This window comes from Bacillus sanguinis, from assembly GCF_018332475.1.
In the GTDB taxonomy this organism is placed as follows: domain Bacteria; phylum Bacillota; class Bacilli; order Bacillales; family Bacillaceae_G; genus Bacillus_A; species Bacillus_A sanguinis.
In genome coordinates this window covers 1-1627 of record NZ_BOQB01000567.1, presented here as the reverse complement: position 1 = coordinate 1627, position 1627 = coordinate 1, and the positions used below count along the sequence as shown (strand labels likewise).

Genomic DNA, 1627 nt, shown 5'->3' with positions numbered 1-1627 from the left:
TTGTCATATTTAAGATTATTTTGTAAGATTATATTTGTTTGTTATGAGCTTGTATTAAATAATTTATTAAAATAAAAAAACGTAAGATTAATATGTTATAATTTTTCTTATGTGCAAATTTTAGAAAGTTGGAGGAACTTATGGAAGAAACAATTAGTTTGAAAGAGTTATTTCATATTTTAAAAAAACGTTTAGCAATGATCCTTGCCATTACATTTGGTATAGCGATTATAAGTGCTATTATTAGCTTCTTTTTTATGACACCAATTTATCAGTCTTCAACACAAATTCTTGTTAATCAGAAGAAGCAAGAAGGGACTGCTTTACAGATTGGAGAAGTTCAAACAAATATACAATTGACGAATACATATAAGGTTATTATTAAAAGTCCTGTAATTTTAGAGCAAGTGAAAGAAAAACTGAAATTGCAAGAGACGCTACAGGAGTTAACAAAGAATATTGATGTTGCAAATGAAAGAGACTCGCAAGTTATTTCTGTTACGGTTCAGAATAAAAATCCAAGAACAGCAAGCGCTATTGCGAATAAAATTGCTGAAGTATTTCAAAGTGAAGTAGCAAAAATTATGAGCGTTGATAATGTCACTGTATTATCAAAAGCTGAAGTTTTTGATAATCAATCGCCAATTAAACCGCGTCCAATGTTAAACGTAGCGATCGCTTTCATTGTTGGTTTAATGGTTGCAGTTGGCCTTGCATTCTTACTAGAATATTTAGATAACACATTAAAAAAAGAAGAAGATGTAGAAAAATTACTTGGTTTACCAGTATTAGGTATTGTAGCCCGTATGGATGAAGAAACAACAAACATAAAATCACATGCTCTATCATCAAGAAAAGTGAGGGGACAAACAATTGGCTCTTAATTTATTTAAAAAGAAAAAAAATCATCGTCAACGTCGTCAATTAATTGCTCATCAGCAACCAAAATCACCAATTTCAGAACAATATCGTAATATTCGAACGAATATCGAATTTGCAGCTGTTGATACAAATCTACATTCATTAATGATTACGTCTGCAAACCCAAGTGAAGGAAAAACAACGACGACAGCGAATATGGCAGTTGTTTTTGCCCAACAAGGAAAGAAAGTGTTATTAATTGATGCAGATATGCGTAAACCAGCAATGCATCAAATGTTTCAAGTAGATAATATCTTTGGACTAACGAACGTACTAACACATAGTGAACGTTTAGAAAAATGTGTACAAACAACATCAATTGATAATTTACACTTTTTAGCTTGTGGCCCAATCCCACCAAATCCAGCAGAATTGTTAGGTTCGAAATCGATGCAAGAGCTTCTTGCACAAGCATATAGTCTGTACGATTTAGTTGTTTTTGATTTACCACCAATTTTAGCTGTTACTGATGCGCAAATTATGGCAAATGTATGTGATGCTTCGATTCTTGTTGTTCGTAGTGAATCGACAGAAAAAGAAACAGCAGTAAAAGCAAAAGGATTATTAGAATCGGCTAAAGGAAAATTATTAGGTGTTATTCTTAATGACCGTGAACGGGAACAAAACTTATACTATTATTACGGTGCAAATTAATTTAAAGAGTGAGATATGGGAAGAACATATCTCCTTTTTTCCCTTGAATATG

The 1627-nt window shown here is 32.0% G+C and carries 2 protein-coding genes; both read left to right on the top strand.

Going from position 1 to position 1627, the window contains the following annotated elements:
• Window positions 1-140 precede the first annotated feature (140 nt).
• A complete protein-coding gene (locus KI369_RS28615; protein WP_212959014.1) occupies window positions 141-884 on the top strand; it encodes a YveK family protein in 744 nt (247 codons plus the stop codon).
• The gene (locus KI369_RS28610; RefSeq protein WP_212959013.1) at window positions 874-1575 is read left to right on the top strand and encodes a CpsD/CapB family tyrosine-protein kinase; all 702 of its coding nucleotides are present in this window, start codon (window positions 874-876) and stop codon (window positions 1573-1575) included. The genes KI369_RS28615 and KI369_RS28610 overlap by 11 nt, the downstream gene beginning before the upstream one ends.
• The last annotated feature ends 52 nt before the right edge of the window (window positions 1576-1627 follow it).